The organism is Bacillus sp. Leaf49, from assembly GCF_001426125.1.
GTDB classification, from domain to species: Bacteria; Bacillota; Bacilli; order Bacillales; family Bacillaceae; genus Bacillus; species Bacillus altitudinis.
Map to the genome: position 1 here is coordinate 584890 of NZ_LMRK01000020.1, position 17210 is coordinate 602099.

Below are 17210 nucleotides of genomic sequence, written 5' to 3' on the forward strand. Positions count from 1 at the left end.
TCACTAGAAAATCATGAAAGATTCAAAAAAGGTACTTCAAGCCTTGCTTTTCTATGGTAAAATAAAATGTAAAAAGTCATAGGATGGCCATCCGAAAGAAAAGAATCATGGATGGGTCGGAAGGAGTTTTACTGATGGGAAGAGGATTGCATGTAGCTGTAGTTGGAGCGACTGGAGCTGTCGGTCAACAAATGTTAAAAACACTAGCTGACAGAGATTTTGAAATGGATACACTTACTCTACTATCCTCAAAACGTTCTGCTGGAACAAAAGTGACATTCAGAGGTCAAGAGTATACCGTTCAAGAAGCAACACCTGAAAGCTTTGAAGGGGTCAATATTGCACTATTCAGTGCGGGAGGAAATGTTTCCAAAGCGCTAGCTCCTGAAGCGGTCAAACGAGGTGCAATTGTTGTCGATAATACAAGTGCTTTTCGTATGGACGAAAATACCCCTCTTGTCGTACCAGAGGTAAACGAAAAAGATTTGCATGACCATCAAGGGATCATTGCAAACCCTAACTGTTCAACGATTCAAATGGTGGCGGCGCTAGAACCGCTTCGTCAAGCGTATGGCATGAAAAAAGTCATTGTGTCTACTTACCAAGCAGTATCAGGTGCAGGACATGAAGCCATTGACGAACTGTACAGCCAGTCGCAAGCCATTTTAAATAAAGAAGATGTGAAACCAGAAGTCATGCCTTATCAAATTGCCTTTAATGCGATTCCGCAAATTGATAAATTCCAAGATAATGGCTATACATTTGAAGAAATGAAAATGATCAATGAAACGAAAAAAATCATGCATTTGCCAGAGCTGGAAGTAGCAGCAACATGTGTGAGACTACCAATTGAAACGGGTCATTCAGAATCAGTTTACGTTGAACTTGAATCAAATGACGCAACGGTTGATGACATCAAGTCCATCCTAAAAGATGCACCAGGTATCACATTACAAGATGATCCGTCTCAGCAAATTTATCCAATGCCTGCAGATGCTGTTGGTAAAAACGACGTATTTGTCGGCCGCATTCGGAAGGATTTGGATCGTCCAAATGGCTTCCATATGTGGATTGTATCTGATAACCTGCTAAAAGGCGCTGCATGGAACTCCGTTCAAATTGCAGAAAGCTTACGAGCATTAAAATTAGTTTAACATTCAATGGATGATGAGGACGAATAGAAGAGAGTTAGGCATCTTTCGCCTGCTCTCTTCTGTTACGTCAGAATGAACTTGGAGTGAAAACAGTGAAAATAATTGTCCAAAAATTTGGCGGTACATCTGTCAAAGATGATCAAGGGAGAAAAAGGGCACTTGCACATATCTTATCTGCAAAAGAGAAAGGCTATAAATCGGTCGTTGTCGTGTCTGCGATGGGACGAAAAGGCGATCCTTATGCGACAGATACACTGCTTGGTCTGCTTTACGGCAGTGCGCAGCATATGACAAACCGAGAAAAAGATTTACTCGTGTCTTGCGGAGAAAATATTTCAGCTGTTGTTTTTTCAAGTATGCTGAATGAAAACGGGCTAAAGGCTGTAGCGATGACTGGATCACAGGCAGGCTTTGTGACAGATAAAGAACATACAAATGCGAAAATTATTGACATGAAGTGTGAACGTCTTGAGGCGGCACTTTCAGAGCATGATGTGGTTGTCGTTGCTGGATTCCAAGGCGCTGCGAAAAATGGAGACGTGACAACAATCGGACGAGGCGGCAGTGATACTTCAGCTGCTGCGTTAGGCGCTGCATTGCAGGCAGATTTCATCGATATTTTTACAGATGTAGAAGGGGTCATGACAGCAGATCCCCGTATCGTAGAAAATGCAAAACCACTGAGAGTCGTGACATACACAGAAATTTGTAACCTCGCATACCAAGGGGCAAAAGTCATTCACCCTAGAGCTGTTGAAATTGCCATGCAAGCAAAAGTACCAATGAGGGTCCGTTCAACATACTCTGATGATGAGGGTACACTCGTGACATCACACTACTCAGATAAAATGAGTCATGATGTGTACGACCGCCTGATTACGGGTATTGCACATGTCAATGATGTCACACAAATCAAAGTCCCAGCTAAAGAGGGACAGTACAGCGTACAAACAGAAGTCTTTAAAGCAATGGCAAATGCCCAAATCAGTGTCGATTTCTTCAACATTACACCGAGCGAAATCGTCTATACGGTGACAGGTGCAATGACTGAAAAAGCAACGGCGATCCTAAAAGATCTGGGCTATACGCCGATTGTCACGACAAACTGTGCAAAGGTATCAGCTGTTGGAGCAGGCATTATGGGTGTACCAGGTGTCACATCTAAAATTGTATCTGCACTATCTGAGCAAAATATTCCGATCTTACAGTCCGCTGACAGTCATACGACGATTTGGGTGTTAGTGAACGAAGAAAACATGAGAGAGGCTGTCAATGCCCTTCATGAAGTGTTTGAACTTTCAAGATAAATGTGATTGAATCATGATGAGGTGAAAAAAATGAATTTCGGAAATATCGCAACAGCTATGATTACACCTTTTGATAAAAAGGGCAACATTGATTTCCAAAAGCTATCAATTCTCATTGATTACTTGTTAAAAAACGGCAGTGACTCTTTAGTCGTTGCAGGGACAACAGGCGAATCGCCAACTTTATCGACTGAAGAAAAAGTCGCTCTTTTTCAGCAATCGGTGAAATTAGCAAATGGTCGTTGTAAAATCATTGCAGGAACAGGCAGTAATAACACAAATGCGTCTATTAAACTAACGAAAAAAGCAGAAGAAGCGGGCGTTGATGCAGTGATGCTTGTCGTACCTTACTACAACAAGCCATCACAGGAAGGCATGTATGCACACTTTAAAGCAATTGCCGAGTCTACATCTCTTCCTGTCATGCTTTACAATGTACCAGGAAGAACGGTTGCTTCATTAGCACCAGAAACAACGATTAAGCTTGCGCAAATACCGAACATTGTCGCAATCAAAGAAGCAAGCGGTGATCTAGATGCCATGACAAAAATCATTGCAGAGACACCAGAAGATTTTGACGTTTACTCTGGTGACGACAGCCTAACGCTTCCTGCGGTTGCGATTGGTGCAAGAGGAGTCGTCTCTGTGGCTTCTCATATCGTAGGCCTTGATATGCAGCAAATGCTAAAAAGCTACGCTTCAGGACAAACAGCGAATGCGGCATTGATTCATCAAAAGCTGGTGCCGATCATGAACCAGCTGTTCTCAGCGCCAAATCCAACGCCTGTCAAAACAGCTCTTCAGCTGAAAGGATTAGATGTCGGATCTGTTCGACTCCCGCTTTTACCTTTATCAGAAGAAGAGAGACTGAATTTAAGCAGCGTATTAAACAGCTGATCAAAACAAAAAAATTCGTAAGCGGTCATTCTCAGATGTCCCTGAGTATGACCGTTTTTTATACATAAACACTTTCTTAAAATGTGACTTCATCTTGTTTTCTAAAATTAGATTCAGTTATAATAGCATTAAGCGATGATGGACGGGCTTGAGACTAGGAGGATAAGAATTTTGAAAAAGAAAAATACAGAGAACGTAAGAATTATTGCACTGGGAGGCGTTGGAGAAATCGGGAAAAACTTATATGTCATTGAGATTGATTCCGACATATATGTTGTAGATGCAGGACTCATGCATCCAGAAAACGAAATGCTAGGCATTGACGTGGTCATTCCTGATATCTCTTATTTAACAGAACGAGCTGATCGGGTGAAAGCAATTTTTCTTACCCACGGACATGATGAAGCAATCGGAGGCGTATTCCATTGCTTAAGCAAATTGTCTGTACCAGTTTACGGCACGAAGCTGACCCTTGCGTTACTTCGAGAAAAGTTAAAGCAATACGGCTTCAATCAAAAAGCTGATTTGCGAGAGGTTCATGCAAAGTCAGTCATTACATTTGAAACAACAAAGGTATCATTCTTTAGAACGAATCACAGTATTCCTGATTCAGTCGGAATCAGCTTCAAAACATCTCTTGGTTCAATCGTATGCACAGGTGATTTTAAATTTGATCAAACCCCAGCGCTTAACCAAGCCTGTGACATCGGAGAGATTGCGAAAATTGGAAACAATGGCGTTTTAGCACTTCTTTCAGACAGTGCAAATGCTGAAAAACCAGGCTATACACCTTCTGAGGCGCTCGTCCAAGACGAAATCTCAAATGCGATGTACAATGCTGAAAATCGTGTGATTGTCGCTGTATCTTCATCAAATATTAATCGTGTACAGCAAATCATTAATGCCACAAACCAAAATGGCCGTAAGCTTGCAGTAGCAGGGAAAAATATGATGACAACGCTTCAGCTTGCGATCAAACTTGGTTATGTGACAGCAGACGAAGAATTATTTGTTCCAGTCCAAGAAGTGAAAAAAATGGCGAAAAACAGTGTGGTCATTCTCACAGCAGGAAGCCACGGTGAGCCTCTCGCTGCTTTAACAAAAATGGCGAAACAAAATCACAAACAGCTTCATATTGAAAAAGATGACACGGTTGTGATTGCGTCTACACCTCTTCCAGGACAAGAACTCACCTATTCAAAAACGGTGGATTTCCTTACAAGAAGCGGAGCACAAGTGATTTTTGCTCAAAAACGTGTGCATGTATCTGGACATGGCTGTCAAGAAGAGTTAAAGCTCATGCTGAACTTACTGAAGCCAAAGTATTTAATTCCAGTAAACGGCGAATATCGCATGCAAAAAGCACATTCTCGTATTGCTGAAGAAGTGGGCATGAAACGAAGCGACATTTTCTTAATTGATAAAGGGGATGTTGTGGAATTTAGAGGTCAAAACGTCAAAATCGGTGAAAAAGTACATCAAGGGAACATTTTGATCGACGGTCTTGGTGTTGGTGATATTGGGAATATTGTCTTACGTGATAGACGCCTATTGTCTCAAGATGGCATCTTAATTGTGGTCATTACGCTCGATAAACAAAAGAAACAATTAATTTCTGGACCTGAGATCATCACAAGAGGATTTGTTTATGTAAGAGAATCCGAAGAGCTGATTGTGAAAGCAACAGAAATGGTCAAAGGGATTGTGAAAGAGCAAACGGAAAACTCAATTGTTGAATGGTCAACACTGAAACAATCCATGCGCGATGTACTAAATCAATTCCTATATGAAAAAACAAAACGTAAGCCAATGATCATTCCAATTATTATGGAAGTGTGATGAGAAAAGTCCAAAGAGCACAAGCTCTTTGGGCTTTTTTGATGTGACATGATGAATGCGGATGGAATGTGACGATCTTGTTCATAATAGGAGGAGAGTTTTTAGGAAAGGATGGAGACAAATGGACGAACAGAATGAACAGCAGCCTGAGCGAAAACCAGAAGAAAAAGATAGCATTATGAGCAAAATACAACAGCTTGGTGAAACAGCCGTCCCGCAGTTGTCACAAGATACAAACATACATTGCCTGACTATTATTGGACAAATTGAAGGGCACATGCAGCTGCCGCCACAAAATAAAACAACCAAATACGAACATGTCATTCCACAAATCGTAGCAGTTGAACAAAACCCAAAAATTGAAGGGCTTCTAATCATTTTAAATACAGTGGGCGGCGATGTAGAAGCAGGACTAGCCATTGCGGAAATGCTCGCTTCTTTATCCAAACCGACTGTATCCATTGTGCTTGGCGGCGGCCACTCTATTGGGGTCCCAATCGCCGTATCGTGTGATTATTCATACATTGCCGAAACAGCAACGATGACCATTCACCCTGTACGCTTAACCGGTCTAGTCATCGGTGTTCCGCAAACCTTTGAATACTTAGATAAAATGCAGGAAAGAGTCATTAACTTTGTCACGAGTCACTCAAACATTACAGAAGAGAAATTTAAAGAGCTTATGTTCTCTAAAGGCAATCTAACAAGAGACATCGGGACAAATGTCGTTGGCCATGAGGCGGCGGAATACGGGCTGATGCATGAAGTCGGCGGCGTTGGACAAGCGATTAAAAAGCTGAACGAGCTTATTGGAGAACGGGCTGCACAAAACGAGGGGCTGATCCAATGATTTTATATACACCTATGCCTTATGAAGCCATTTACGCTGAGGAACAAGGAGAACGCAAACTCCAACAGGTAAACATTCAGGGCGTGCCAGTGATGGTTGAAATGAAAGAAGATGAAGCGGAAATCGTTCAAGTAATGAGTACGAATCCAATGGACTTTTTGAATCAGGAGCTTGCACCAGGTAAGCGATTGAAGTTACATTTAGGCACCAATCAAACCGACTCATATGAATGATTCTATGCTATAATAAAGGGAAAACTTACAACAAGATGCAGCCAAAACCAGGCTGCTTTCTTTCTGATCTTTTCGTAGGTTATATTTTCTTTTGTAGTAAGGTGATGAGTATGGCGAAAAAGAGAAAACGTAAAACAAGAAAAAAACAAAATAAACAGCTAAAACTGAAATATGAACTAAATGGGTTAGTCTGTATTGCCATAGCGATCATTGCCATTTTACAGCTAGGTGTAGTTGGACAAACCTTTGTACATCTATTCCGATTCTTTGCAGGTGAATGGTTTATTCTCTGCCTTATCGGATTATTTCTTTTTGGTGTGACGATCTTTTGGAAAAAACAAATTCCTGATTTACTGACAAGAAGAAAAGCAGGTTTATACTGCATCATTGCGAGTATCTTGCTTTTGTCACATGTGAAGCTTTTTCAGCATCTTTCAGCTGCAGGCGTGATAGGCTCTCAAAGTGTAATCAGAAATACGTTTGAGTTATTCTTAATGGATATGAAAGGTGAGACAGGCTCGCCCGATTTAGGAGGCGGTATGATCGGTGCTGTATTATTTGCGGCCTCCTATTTCTTGTTTGCACAAGCAGGATCGCAAATCATGGCCATTGTGCTAATGCTGATCGGCATTGTTCTGATCACTAACCGGTCACTGCAAGAAATGGTCAAAAAAGTGACGCTGCCTGTATCACAATTTTTGGTGAAGCAGTGGAAGGCATTTATTGAAGATATGAAAGGCATAAGGCGGGCGAAAAAGAATGCACCTGCGCAGAAAACAAGTGAAAAGAAAAAACGTTCACGCATACAAGAAGAGGCCGAAGAAGATCATGATCATATCTTGATCGAGGAAGAAGAGCAAGCTTCTGACAATCGTCAGCCGATTATCTCAAGTTTTGCTGATCGAGATGACATGCTCACACCGCAACTTCAAAAAGATCAGCCGGTCAATGAGCCAGATCCTCTTCAAGAAACTGTACAAGGCACTCCGTCTCATGATACAGGGGACGAACCGAAAGAAGCTCCGCCTATGACGTTTACGGAGCTTGAAAATAAGGATTATGAGCTGCCATCGCTTGATATTTTAGCTGAGCCGCAGCATTCAGGTCAGCAAACAGATAAGAAGAATATTTATGAAAATGCAAGAAAGCTTGAAAAGACCTTCCAAAGCTTCGGTGTAAAAGCAAAAGTGACACAAGTTCATTTAGGGCCGGCCGTCACAAAATATGAAGTATACCCTGATGTCGGCGTGAAGGTAAGTAAGATCGTCAACTTGAGTGATGATCTAGCCCTTGCATTAGCAGCAAAAGACATTCGAATTGAGGCGCCGATTCCTGGCAAATCCGCCATCGGAATTGAAGTTCCCAATGCAGAAATTGCGATGGTTTCTTTAAAAGAGGTTTTAGAATCGAAACAAAATGACCGCCCAAATGCCAAGCTACTCATCGGACTGGGCCGAAATATTTCTGGTGAAGCTGTGCTGGCTGAAATGAACAAAATGCCGCATTTACTTGTGGCTGGCTCGACAGGAAGCGGAAAAAGCGTATGTATCAATGGCATTATCACAAGTATTCTCATGAGAGCAAAACCTCATGAAGTGAAGATGATGATGATTGACCCGAAAATGGTCGAATTAAATGTTTATAACGGCATCCCGCATCTGTTGGCTCCAGTTGTAACCGATCCTAAAAAAGCCTCACAGGCACTTAAAAAAGTGGTGAGTGAAATGGAGCGCCGTTACGAATTGTTTTCGCATACGGGCACAAGAAATATTGAAGGGTACAATGATTACATTAAACGAATGAATCAATCAGAAGAGGCGAAGCAGCCAGAACTCCCTTATATTGTCGTCATTGTAGACGAGCTTGCTGATTTAATGATGGTTGCTTCCTCTGATGTGGAAGATTCCATTACAAGGCTTTCTCAAATGGCACGTGCTGCAGGGATTCATTTAATTATCGCCACACAGAGACCTTCGGTTGATGTCATTACTGGTGTCATTAAAGCCAATATTCCATCCCGTATTGCATTTAGCGTATCGTCACAAACCGATTCAAGGACCATTCTTGATATGGGAGGCGCAGAAAAATTGCTGGGCAGAGGGGATATGTTGTTCTTACCGGTCGGTGCGAACAAACCAGTTCGTGTACAAGGCGCCTTTTTATCAGATGAAGAAGTGGAACATGTCGTTGATCATGTCATCACACAGCAAAAAGCACAATATCAAGAAGAAATGATCCCAAGTGAAGAAACGCAAGATCAGCTTGGGGCTGTGGACGACGACTTATATGATGAAGCAGTTGAACTGATCATTGGCATGCAGACGGCCTCTGTTTCTATGCTGCAAAGGAGGTTCCGCATTGGTTATACTCGTGCTGCACGTCTTATTGACGCAATGGAAGAGCGCGGGGTTGTCGGACCATATGAAGGAAGTAAACCGAGAGAAGTCCTCCTTTCAAAAGAACAACATGACGAGCTCTCTTCATAATTCGAAGAGAGCTTTCCCATCATAAAGTTAACGATATAAAGATTATGTTAACTGGATGTCAGACTATTTATTTATTTGCAAAAACATGATATAGTTATGTTCATCTTATCTCGGAATAGAGATTTCTCATCTTATCATTTGCATTGATTAGACGGAGGGAAAACATGTCGACCAAAACAGACAATCGCCATTTATATTTGAAAGTGATTGACCGTATTAAAGAAGATATTCAAACAGGCGTATATGCCGAAAAAGAAAAGCTGCCTTCTGAATTTGAGCTCTCAAAGCTTTTAGGCGTGAGCAGAGCGACACTTCGTGAAGCCCTTCGTATATTAGAAGAAGAGAAATATTTAATAAGAAGGCATGGTGTGGGGACTTTCGTCAACTCAAGACCGCTTTTTTCTACTGGCATTGAACAGCTGACAAGTGTTACAAAAATGATTGAACAGGTCAATATGACGCCAGGTACCATCTTTTTGTCCTCACAAGAAGGGGAGCCGACAGAGAATGATGTCATTCGTTTTCAGTGTGACGAATCCGAGAAGGTTTTTTCAATGGAACGCGTTCGAACAGCAGATGGACAGCCAGTCGTCTATTGTTTAGATAAAATTCCGGTCAAACATCTCCCCGCTTCTTTTACTCATGAGGAAGAATCGCTTTTTGAGCTGTTTGGCAGAGAACCGCACAGTGGAATTAAATATGCAGTGGCAGACATCGAACCGATTGGTTATCACGATCAGGTTTCACCGATATTAGAATGTGACCCAGAAACAGCGTTACTCTTACTGAAACAAATGCACTATGATCAAGATGATCAGCCGGTCTTATACTCGCTCAATTATTTTCGAGCGGATAAATTCAGCTTCCATGTCATACGTAAACGATTTTAACAAAGCAGTCGCTTCCATAGGCGGTTGCTTTTTGTTTGTCTATACATAAAACTCGTGAAACATGCCACACTAATACGTAACAGTATATAGAATTGGGTGAATGATGTTGGGCGAGAAAACGGTCAGTAAAAAGAATATTATTGCATTATCATCAGTGCCTCTAATCATGACACTTGGGAACTCGATGCTAATACCCGTATTACCAGAGATAGAAAAGAAACTCTCAATCACTTCCTTTCAAGTGTCACTCATTATTACGGTATACTCCGTTGTGGCGATTTTGTGTATTCCGATTGCTGGTTATTTATCTGACCGAATTGGGCGGAAAAAGGTACTTTTGCCGTGTCTTTTAATCGCAGGACTTGGAGGAGCTGTGGCAGCTGTTGCCTCAACCATCATGAAAGAACCCTATATGTGGATTTTATTTGGCAGAGTCCTTCAAGGAGTTGGCTCAGCCGGGGCAGCACCTGTCGTTATGCCGTTTATTGGCGATTTGTTTCACGATGATGAAGAGGTAAGTGCAGGACTTGGAGCAATTGAAACTTCTAATACAGCTGGAAAGGTACTAAGTCCTATTATTGGGGCACTTCTCGCTTCTTGGTTTTGGTTTGTACCGTTTTGGTTCATTCCATTCTTTTCAATCATCAGCTTTGTGATGGTACTGTTTATGGTTGAATCCGCAAAGAAAGAGGAAGATCCGCCTACATTTAAAGAGTTTTTAAAATCAACAAAGACAATTTTTAAGCATGAAGGACGCTGGCTTTATGCCATTTTTGCTATTGGCGGTTTTATTATGTTTCTTCTTTTTGGCGTGCTCTTTTATTTGTCAGATAACCTAGAGGCAGCGTATCAAATAACGGGTGTCAAAAAAGGCTTGCTGCTAAGCATCCCGCTCCTTTTCTTATCAATCAGCTCATACATTGCGGGGAGAACAATCGGAAAAGAAAAGGGGAAAATGAGGATATTTCTCATCGTTGGTATGGCTCTTTTATCACTTTCGTATATATTTTTATGGTGGAATCACAGTTTTTACGTGTTGTTTGTCTGCTTAAGTATTGGCGGCGTAGGGATTGGCATTGTGCTTCCAGCACTTGATGCATTGATAACAGAAGGTATTGAAAAAGAGCAGTGCGGAACCATTACGTCATTTTATAGCAGTATGCGGTTTATCGGTGTTGCTTTAGGACCTCCAATTTACGCATTTCTTATGGATAAAGGAGACGCCATCGTTTTTATTCTATCGACCATATGTAGTCTCATATCATTATTTTTGGTCCTCTTTTTCATCCAGCCAGATGAAAAGGATGAAAGTGAACAATTGAAAACGGTTTAAACATAGAAAAAAGACGGTATTTTGCCATCTTTTTTCTTTTTTATAAATTGACATGTAAAATTTTGATAGTTAAACTAATGTATAGTAATATCTTTTAAATTATCCCAAATAGGAGGTGTTCAAAAACATTCATTTTCTGCCTTTGTTTTAAGGCAGAAATTGAGCTCGTGGCTGATGATGGATATGCGTTTCTTCAACACGAAAGGACAATTGAATAGGTCATCCTGCCATTAGCACGTTGAAGGAGACGAAGTCAGCACTTCAGACACGCTCAAAAACAGCAAATTGATTGATGAACTAGAAGGAGCTTGAAGCAGCTATGTTGCAAATAATTAAAGCAAGATGGATTGTATTAATGGTGTGGATGATAACAGCTGTGATTCTGTTTATTACTGCGCCCAATTTAGAGGAATTAACAAGAGAAAAAGGGCAGTTAAAGGTTCCAGAGGGGACACCAACAGCTGAGGCACTTCACTTATTGGATAAGCTTTCAGATCATAATGGGAAAAAAGATACTGGTGTGATTGTATTCTCCGAACAACATTTGTTCCCTGCCAAAGAGCAGGAATTAAAAAAGGCTTTAGCTGCACTCATGACACATGCCCCAGAACTCCACATTGACGGAATTACTTCGTATTTTCATGTAGATCGTGACATTCAAAAACAACTTTTATCAAAGGATAAAAGTACACTTCTTGTTCCATTCAAATTCGACCACTACGAAACAAAAGCTGTGAAGGTTAAAGAACGAATTGAGGAAGTTTTAAAGCCCTACAACGTCTCATATGAAATGACAGGTCAAAAATTTGTGGACTCAGATGTCATTAAAAGCTCTCAACAAGGTCTGAAGAAAACTGAACTTATCACGATGATTTTTATTTTCTTTATTTTAATAATTGTATTCAGATCGATACTGGCACCTGTTGTTCCGCTTATTACGATTGGCATTTCTTATGCTGTCAGCCGGTGTATTGTGGCTTTTCTCGTAGAATATACACCATTTCCTCTGTCTAATTTCACTCAGATTTTTATGGTAGCTATTATGTTCGGTATAGGAACGGATTATTGTATATTACTTTTAAGCCGTTTTAAAGAGGAGATTGGTCAGGGGCGTGATGTCAAAGAATCGATTATCATCACGTATCAATGTGCAGGGAAAACAGTCTTTTTCAGCGGCTTAGCTGTGTTAGTCGGCTTCTCAAGTATTGGTTTCGCAAAATTCCAATTGTACCAATCAGCCGTCAGCGTTGCCGTAGGCGTTGGCATCCTGCTCATTGCACTTGTCACAATCGTTCCTTTTTTTATGTCGGTTTTCGGAAAATCCCTTTTTTGGCCGTCTAAAAGAGAAAACATTCGTCATCCACAAAGTAAGATTTGGGAATGGGCTGGGCGCTTTTCATTTAAAAGACCGCTCATCAGCTTAGGTGTAGTTGCACTCATCACTGTTCCTCCGATTCTGATGTATGACGGCACTCTTTCTTATAATAGTTTAAATGAGATTGGGACAAAGTATGAGTCAGTGTCTGCATTTAATACGATATCTGAGCAATTTGGCTTTGGTGAAGCGCTGCCGCTGAATGTGCTTGTCGAAAGTGACAATGAGCTCGATAATCAAGAAAAGATTGTCATGATTGAAAAACTGACCCGTAAGTTAAATGACATTGAGGAAGTGAAAGCGGTTCGCAGTGTCACTCGCCCAGTTGGAGATGGGTTAAGTCAGCTCTACGTTACCTCTCAAGCGAAAGAACTAGGAGGAGAGCTTGGGAAAGGTCACGAGGGCATCGGGAAAATTACAGATGGCTTGACCGAAACAAACTTCGCACTTCTCAAACAAAAACCAAAAATTGAAGAATCCGCTAAAGGGATTGATCAATTGATTGATGGGACAAAAGCCATCAAAGGCGGTATCGGAGAAGTGAGGAAATCACTCATTTCTTTAGAGGATGGTGTGAGGCGCAGTAAAGAGGGCGTAGGAACCATTCGCACTGAAATCAAACAAGCGAAAAAAGAATTAGAGCAAGAATACCGCAGAAGTGAAACCATGATTCAAGATCTTGAACGAGTCGTAAGCACACTGGAAGGTCACGCAACATCAAATGAGCAGCTGATGACAACGATTAAAAAAGTGAAACAATCCTATGAAAACGTATCATTTGAAGGGCTTGAAAACCGGCTTCCAGAAATCAAAGATATGAATGAATATAAAGAAATCAAAAAAGTATTCAAAGACACAAAAGGAATGCTCGATCAAGCTGGAGAGCAAATGAGCGTCTATGAAGAGGAAGCATCTGCCTTTAAACAAAAGATCAAGAAAGCAGATCAAGTCATTCAAACGTTCGCAAGCAAGCAAAAAGAAATCAAACAACAAGTAAAGGCGCTGATGACAGGTCTAGATCAAATTTATGATGGTCTTGATGAAACGAACAAAGGCCAAAAACAGCTCATCAAAGAAATGCCTAAAATTGAAGATGGCGCAGATCAGCTGACAGATGGCCAAAAAGCCGTGAAAAAAGGGTTTAACCAGCTATCATCTAAACTATCACTATTAACAGATGGATTAGATGAAAGTATTTCCGGACTTGAGCAAGTAAAAAGCGGCTTTACCGAGGCGGACAGCTACTTAAAACAGCTTCAGGAAGCACCAGATGAAGAAGTAACGGGCTGGTTTATACCAGAAGAAGTACTGAAACGCCATGAGTTTAAGAAAATATTTAATACGTATATGTCCCCAGATCGTAAATTAACAACCTTTGAAGTGATATTAAACGTAAATCCATACAGCAATGAAGCAATGAAAGGTGTAGCAAAAATCGAAGAAACCCTTGATCAATATTTACCTGTAAGTGGTTTGAAAAATGCCAATTACGGTGTATCTGGTATCTCCAGTTTAAATGTTGACTTAAAAGAAACGTCAGACGGTGACTTTATCAGAACGGTTATTTTCATGTTAATTGGTATCTTTATTATTTTAGTTTTATTACTAAGGTCAATCGTCATGCCGATATACTTAACACTTTCACTCATATTAACGTATTTTACATCCATTGGCTTAACAGAATGGATTTTCAAAACATTCTTTGGCTACGATGGTGTCAGCTGGGCTGTTCCATTTTTCAGCTTTGTGATCCTTGTGACCCTCGGCATTGATTATTCGATCTTCCTGATGGATCGCTTTAATGAATGGAAGGGAGAGCATGTTCAAGCATCCATGATATCAGCGATGAGAAATATGGGGTCCGTCATTATTTCAGCAGTTGCTATTTTAGCGGGTACTTTTGCTGCGATGCTGCCCTCGGGTGTATTGTCATTAGTTGAAATTGCAACGGTCGTACTCATTGGACTTTTATTATATGCTTTTGTTGTTCTACCACTCTTTATCCCGGTCATGGTTCGCATCTTTGGAAAATGGAATTGGTGGCCGTTTAGAATGAAATAACAACCTGCGTCTCTGCTTTTAGCAGAGGCGTTTTTATTTCCTATCCTTTCCTCTGATTGATATAATGACTATTAAATGGCTGTTTCACGTATATATCAGCTATGTTCTAATACATAATAAATAGGATGAACAAAGGAGGTTTCTCATGACGTACTTACAAGAGAAGACATTTGATACACCTGGTCTTCATACTCATATTGTCAAAACAGAAAAATTTAAAACCGTGACGATCCTTTTTAAAATGCTTGCGCCTTTATCCAAAGATGACGTCACCATGCGTTCCCTTTTCCCGCATGTGCTTTTAAGAGGAACAGAAAAAATGCCGAAAACGGGAGAGCTTCGTGCATATTTCGACGAGCTCTATGGGGCGACCGTTTCCGCAGACATGGCGAAAAAAGGTGAAAATCACATCATTACCTTCCGTCTAGAAATGGCGAATGAAAAATATTTAAAGGATCAAACCCCTTTACTAGAAAAAGGGATTGCCTTACTTTCTGAACTATTATTCCACCCGTATGTGGAAAACGGGGTATTTCATGAATTGTACGTTGAGCAAGAAAAACGAACATTGAAACAGCGCATTCAAGCCGTTTATGATGACAAAATGCGCTATTCAAACTTAAGACTTGTACAGGAAATGTGTAAAGGTGAGCCATATGCACTGCACGTCAATGGTGAAATGGAAGACGTCGAAGCGATTACGGCAGAAGCGCTCTTTAAAGCATACGAACATGCACTTAAGTCCAACCAGCTGGATCTCTATGTTGTGGGAGACGTTGATGAACAAGACATCAATCGAATGGTCTCGCAATACTTTAAAACAAGTGAAAGAGAGCCAGTCAAACAAAATACCGAATCATCAAGATCACAAATAGAGCCAAAAGAAGTCATTGATGAAGAGGACGTAAAACAAGGAAAGCTGAACATTGGCTTTCGCACACATACAACGATAGCAGATGAAGATTATCCGGCGCTGCATTTGTTTAATGGCATATTCGGCGGCTTCTCTCATTCAAAGCTATTTATCAATGTGCGGGAAAAAGCAAGTCTTGCGTACTATGCAGTCTCTAGACTTGAGAGCTTTAAAGGTTTGATGATGGTCATGTCAGGAATTGAAGTCGGCAACTATCAGCAGGCAGTAGACATCATCAAAGAACAATTTGATGCCATGCAAAAAGGCGATTTTTCTGATGAAGCAATTGAACAGACAAAGGCTGTCGTCAAAAATCAGCTACTCGAAACCATTGATACGTCTTATGGAACAGCGGAATACTTATATCAGCATGCCGTCGTGCCAACAGGGGAGAGCCTCGATTCCTTTTTAGAAGCGTTAGACAGAGTGACAAAAGAGGACATCATCAAAGTGGGTCAAAAAATCGAATGGGATACGACCTATTTTCTTAAAGGAACGGAGGGTGCTTCATGACAGTGAAAACAATTCAATTCGACCAGCTGCAAGAAACGGTCTATCACGAAAAAATGGATAGCGGACTTGACGTCTATGTACTGCCAAAGCAAGGGTTTAACAAAACCTATGCAACCTTCACAACAAAATACGGTTCTGTCGACAATGAATTTGTGCCGCTTGGCAAAGAAGACATGATCCGAGTGCCTGATGGAATTGCCCATTTCTTAGAGCACAAGCTGTTTGAAAAAGAAGATGGAGATGTGTTTCATACATTTAGTAAACAAGGAGCATCCGCAAATGCTTTTACGACATTTACGAGAACAGCTTACTTATTCTCAAGCACCTCAAATGTCGAACAAAACCTTGAGACACTCATTGATTTTGTGCAAGAACCTTATTTTACTGAAAAAACAGTCGAAAAAGAAAAGGGCATCATTGGTCAAGAGATTAACATGTATGATGACAATCCCGACTGGCGTTTATTCTTCGGTTTGATTGAAAATCTATATCAAGAGCATCCTGTGAGAATTGATATAGCTGGAACAGTAGAAAGCATCGCTCCGATTACAAAAGATCATTTGTATGAATGCTATGAAACGTTCTATCACCCAAGCAATATGCTTCTATTTGTTGTCGGTCCCGTTGATCCGAAGCAAATATTAGATCAAGTTCGAGCGAATCAGGCGAAAAAGCCATTTACAGACCAGCCAGAGATCAAACGAAAAGACATCAATGAGCCTGAAGGTGTGTACCGAAAAGAATACGAACTTCCAATGAACGTACAAGGTTCAAAATGTATGTTTGGATTAAAAACAAAGAATCCTCATAAAAAAGGCAATGAACTGTTAAAACATGAGCTCGGAATGAATCTCATTTTAGAGACGCTGTTTGGTAAAAGCTCCTTACAATATGAACAGATGTATGAAAAAGGCTTAATTGATGAGACCTTCAGCTACGATTATACGGAAGAAGGCGGTTTTGGCTTCACTTCAGTTGGCGGAGACACAAATGACCCTGATCAACTCGCAGATGAATTAAAAGAAACGCTTCTTCAAGCAAAAAGCCTGATCACAGAAGAAAAGATTGAACTTGCGCGCAAGAAAAAAATTGGCAGCTTTTTAAAAGCGATGAACTCCCCAGAGTACATCGCCAATCAATTCACTCGATACGCATTCTTAGAAATGAGCTTATTTGATGTCGTGCCAGTACTGGAGCAAATCCAATTAACAGATATTCAGCAAATCTTAGACGAAGAAATTGATGAAGAAAGAATGTCAGTTTTTAAAGTCGTACCGAAAACAAAATAAATGAAAAAAAGACAAACTCAACTTATAAGAGTTTGTCTTTTTTGTGTCCAGCTAAAGAAAGCGCTTTATA

General features: G+C 40.7%; 12 protein-coding genes. All 12 read left to right on the plus strand.

All coding sequences use genetic code 11. The annotated features are described in order from the left end of the window. Positions 1–134 precede the first annotated feature (134 nt). Complete coding sequence (gene asd, locus ASG46_RS12760) at positions 135–1154, plus strand: aspartate-semialdehyde dehydrogenase (RefSeq protein ID WP_041090413.1); 1020 nt, start codon at positions 135–137, stop codon at positions 1152–1154. 92 nt (positions 1155–1246) lie between these two features. Further along, positions 1247–2461 carry an aspartate kinase gene (gene dapG / locus ASG46_RS12765; protein WP_056704738.1) on the plus strand — a complete coding sequence of 405 codons (1215 nt, stop codon included), beginning with the start codon at positions 1247–1249 and terminating at the stop codon, positions 2459–2461. Between the two features lie 30 nt (positions 2462–2491). Continuing rightward, complete coding sequence (gene dapA, locus ASG46_RS12770) at positions 2492–3358, plus strand: 4-hydroxy-tetrahydrodipicolinate synthase (protein WP_019744174.1); 867 nt, start codon at positions 2492–2494, stop codon at positions 3356–3358. A 171-nt stretch (positions 3359–3529) separates the two neighbouring features. Next, positions 3530–5197 (plus strand): ribonuclease J2, encoded by a 1668-nt coding sequence (gene rnjB / locus ASG46_RS12775; protein WP_008344715.1) that lies wholly within the window; start codon positions 3530–3532, stop codon positions 5195–5197. A gap of 121 nt (positions 5198–5318) precedes the next feature. Next, positions 5319–6047, plus strand: coding sequence for a ClpP family protease (locus tag ASG46_RS12780; RefSeq protein WP_008344713.1), 729 nt, complete (start codon positions 5319–5321; stop codon positions 6045–6047). Further along, on the plus strand, positions 6044–6280 hold the full coding sequence (locus tag ASG46_RS12785) for a YlzJ-like family protein (RefSeq protein ID WP_008344712.1): 237 nt from the start codon (positions 6044–6046) through the stop codon (positions 6278–6280). The genes ASG46_RS12780 and ASG46_RS12785 overlap by 4 nt, the downstream gene beginning before the upstream one ends. Before the next feature lie 110 nt (positions 6281–6390). Continuing rightward, a complete protein-coding gene (locus ASG46_RS12790) occupies positions 6391–8766 on the plus strand; it encodes an FtsK/SpoIIIE family DNA translocase (RefSeq protein ID WP_056704740.1) in 2376 nt (791 codons plus the stop codon). 164 nt (positions 8767–8930) lie between these two features. Continuing rightward, positions 8931–9656: a GntR family transcriptional regulator gene (locus tag ASG46_RS12795; protein ID WP_008344706.1), complete on the plus strand. Its 726-nt coding sequence runs from the start codon at positions 8931–8933 to the stop codon at positions 9654–9656. Positions 9657–9759: 103 nt separating this feature from the next. After that, on the plus strand, positions 9760–10989 hold the full coding sequence (locus tag ASG46_RS12800) for an MFS transporter (RefSeq protein ID WP_228003935.1): 1230 nt from the start codon (positions 9760–9762) through the stop codon (positions 10987–10989). Positions 10990–11308: 319 nt separating this feature from the next. Further along, positions 11309–14425 carry an MMPL family transporter gene (locus ASG46_RS12805; protein ID WP_056704742.1) on the plus strand — a complete coding sequence of 1039 codons (3117 nt, stop codon included), beginning with the start codon at positions 11309–11311 and terminating at the stop codon, positions 14423–14425. Positions 14426–14570: 145 nt separating this feature from the next. Next, positions 14571–15851, plus strand: a complete 1281-nt coding sequence (gene yfmF / locus ASG46_RS12810) for an EF-P 5-aminopentanol modification-associated protein YfmF (protein ID WP_056704743.1) — start codon at positions 14571–14573, stop codon at positions 15849–15851. Next, positions 15848–17140: an EF-P 5-aminopentanol modification-associated protein YfmH gene (yfmH, locus tag ASG46_RS12815; protein ID WP_041507268.1), complete on the plus strand. Its 1293-nt coding sequence runs from the start codon at positions 15848–15850 to the stop codon at positions 17138–17140. Before yfmF ends, yfmH begins: the two co-directional genes overlap by 4 nt. Positions 17141–17210 lie beyond the last annotated feature (70 nt).

What these genes read in the sequence shown, in the direction of transcription:
- ASG46_RS12800 (WP_228003935.1), top strand. Translation starts at nt 9,760, where the DNA reads ATGTTGGGCGAGAAAACGGTCAGTAAAAAGAATATTATTGCATTATCA.
- ASG46_RS12805 (WP_056704742.1), top strand. Translation starts at nt 11,309, where the DNA reads ATGTTGCAAATAATTAAAGCAAGATGGATTGTATTAATGGTGTGGATG.
- yfmF (WP_056704743.1), top strand. Translation starts at nt 14,571, where the DNA reads ATGACGTACTTACAAGAGAAGACATTTGATACACCTGGTCTTCATACT.
- asd (WP_041090413.1), top strand. Translation starts at nt 135, where the DNA reads ATGGGAAGAGGATTGCATGTAGCTGTAGTTGGAGCGACTGGAGCTGTC.
- ASG46_RS12795 (WP_008344706.1), top strand. Translation starts at nt 8,931, where the DNA reads ATGTCGACCAAAACAGACAATCGCCATTTATATTTGAAAGTGATTGAC.
- ASG46_RS12785 (WP_008344712.1), top strand. Translation starts at nt 6,044, where the DNA reads ATGATTTTATATACACCTATGCCTTATGAAGCCATTTACGCTGAGGAA.
- ASG46_RS12790 (WP_056704740.1), top strand. Translation starts at nt 6,391, where the DNA reads ATGGCGAAAAAGAGAAAACGTAAAACAAGAAAAAAACAAAATAAACAG.
- ASG46_RS12780 (WP_008344713.1), top strand. Translation starts at nt 5,319, where the DNA reads ATGGACGAACAGAATGAACAGCAGCCTGAGCGAAAACCAGAAGAAAAA.
- dapA (WP_019744174.1), top strand. Translation starts at nt 2,492, where the DNA reads ATGAATTTCGGAAATATCGCAACAGCTATGATTACACCTTTTGATAAA.
- yfmH (WP_041507268.1), top strand. Translation starts at nt 15,848, where the DNA reads ATGACAGTGAAAACAATTCAATTCGACCAGCTGCAAGAAACGGTCTAT.